The sequence below is a fragment of the Pseudarthrobacter albicanus genome, assembly GCF_018224015.1.
Classification (GTDB): domain Bacteria; phylum Actinomycetota; class Actinomycetes; order Actinomycetales; family Micrococcaceae; genus Arthrobacter; species Arthrobacter albicanus.
Window position 1 is genome coordinate 1 of the sequence record NZ_JAGPOT010000190.1, and the last position, 965, is coordinate 965.

Sequence of the window (965 nt, forward strand, 5' to 3'; positions counted from 1 at the left end):
GCTTCTCGGAGCCGCGGCGGGCCAGGGTGTGCTCCTCGGAGACGCGGCCGCGGAGGCGGATGACGTCGGAAGCCTTGTAGTCCCGGGTGACACCTTCCCAGCGCGGGTTGGCGGCCCACTCGAGCTCCAGGGCGGCGGCCTGCTCTTCGGGCGTCTGCTGGGTGGGCTGAAATGCTGCAGTCATCGTTGTCTCCTTGGTTGTGCCCGGGGCCGGCCGTGGACTGCGTCTGCAGTTCCAGGCCGGCTGGTCCGGTGCGGTGGTGCACGGCCTCGCAGCCGCAGGACGTCCTGAGCCGATCAATCGCGGCGGAGGCTTTCCCGGCCGGAATAGGCGGCTTCCAGGTCCGGGCAGGGGTGCCAGCTTCTGGCGGGTATTCGCTTGCAGAGTTTCTGCTGGCGTTGGACGACTGTGTCGTCGTCGCCGCCGTTGAAGGGGCGCACCGGCCAACGTGAACGCGGCATCCTTCGTAATCAGGACTATTCGTTCTCCGTGGCGAACGCAGATACATTTGCGCCTACGGCGGTGGCGTTACCGAAGTCAGCCTCCGGGGACGCCACCGCCGCCGACACTTTGCGATGAATTAGAACTTAATGACCACGCGGCCGTCGATCTTGGCGTGCTTCATCTCGTCAAGAACCGCGTTGACCTCGGACAGCTCCCGGGTGGACACGGTGGGGTGGATCTTGCCCTCCGCGTAGAACTCCAGGGCTTCCGCCAGGTCCTGCCGGGTTCCCACGATGGAGCCGCGGACCGTCAGGCCCTTGAGCACAATCTCAAAGATCGGCGCCGGGAAATCGCCCGGCGGCAGGCCGTTGAACACGATGGTTCCGCCGCGGCGGGCCATACCGATCGCCTGCCCGAAGGCCGACGGGTGCACAGCAGTGACCAGGACTCCATGGCAGCCTCCGGTTTCGCGCTGGATGACGTCGGCGGGATCCTCGTGCAGGGCATTGACCGTCAGCTC

The 965-nt window shown here is 66.4% G+C and carries 1 protein-coding gene and 1 pseudogene; both read right to left on the reverse strand.

Going from position 1 to position 965, the window contains the following annotated elements; all coding sequences use genetic code 11:
• A pseudogene (locus tag J9611_RS21335) lies at positions 1 to 184 on the reverse strand (isocitrate lyase); the annotation flags it as partial.
• Positions 185 to 581: 397 nt separating this feature from the next.
• Positions 582 to 965 (reverse strand): zinc-binding dehydrogenase (locus J9611_RS21340; RefSeq protein ID WP_211883244.1); only part of this gene is annotated, 384 nt, incomplete at its 5' end.